This is a genomic window from Paraburkholderia sp. UCT2, from assembly GCF_014397665.1.
GTDB lineage: Bacteria > Pseudomonadota > Gammaproteobacteria > Burkholderiales > Burkholderiaceae > Paraburkholderia > Paraburkholderia tuberum.
Window position 1 is genome coordinate 1 of sequence record NZ_VZQO01000143.1, and the last position, 909, is coordinate 909.

The following is a 909-nucleotide window of genomic DNA, read 5'->3' on the forward strand; positions in this document are numbered from 1 at the left end:
CTATCTCTATTTGGCTTCGCCCATTTGCCTCAAAAGGAGCAGCATTCCGGGCTTACAAGACATAGTCCGGCAGGGAAGATAGTGGCGCAGGTGTGCATCGACACGCGCTTGTCGATCTGCGCGGCCTCGGCAGCGGCATGGATGGCGCGGTTCAGTTGCCGGGTGCTGAGCGGATCGATGGGATCAAGCCCGGGAAACAGCCACCCGCCGTCGAGCATCCTGCCCTGGGCACGGGCGACGCGCCACCAGACCCGCAGGCGTTCGAGCAGTACCGGAGAGAGCATCGCGTAGCGGCCCTTGCCCTGTTCGATACGTAGCGTCATGCGCTGGCTGTCGACGTCCGTGACCTTTAGCCCGACCACCTCACTGACGCGCAGGCCGGTGCCATAGGCGAGCGAGAGGGCCGTCTGGTGCTTGAGATTGCCCGTTGCGGCGATCAGCCGCCGTACTTCATCCGGGCTGAGCACAACCGGCAGTGTGCGGGGCACGCGCACGGGTTGCATGCGGGCCATCAGTTCCGGTTCGTGGAGGGTGGTCTCGAAGAAGAACTTCAGCCCGGTGATCGCGGCGTTCAGCGACACCGGTGACGTGCCGTGATCGACCAGATCCAGCTGGTAGCCGCGCAGGTCCTCGACGGTGGCAGTATCAGGCGAGCGCCCAAGGTACCGGGAGAACTCGCGCACGATGCGCAGATAGTTGGCTTGCGTCTTGGGGGAAAGCTGGCGCATTCGCATGTCGTCGATCATGCGCTGACGCAGCGGGCTGGCACTCGGTTGAGAGGTCATGATTCGGCTCCTGCTGGCGAACGAGGCGGATTGCCTCATTCGCCAACATACGGAACCGCGCAGCCGACCCCTCACAAACCACCACGTCTAGCCGGAGCCCCCTACCGCGCGAGCGGTTTCGTTC

General features: G+C 64.0%; 1 protein-coding gene. It reads right to left on the bottom strand.

Going from position 1 to position 909, the window contains the following annotated elements; genetic code table 11:
* Positions 1-29 precede the first annotated feature (29 nt).
* The gene (locus tag F6X39_RS36125; RefSeq protein WP_410450771.1) at positions 30-785 is read right to left on the bottom strand and encodes a tyrosine-type recombinase/integrase; all 756 of its coding nucleotides are present in this window, start codon (positions 783-785) and stop codon (positions 30-32) included.
* Between the last annotated feature and the right edge of the window lie 124 nt (positions 786-909).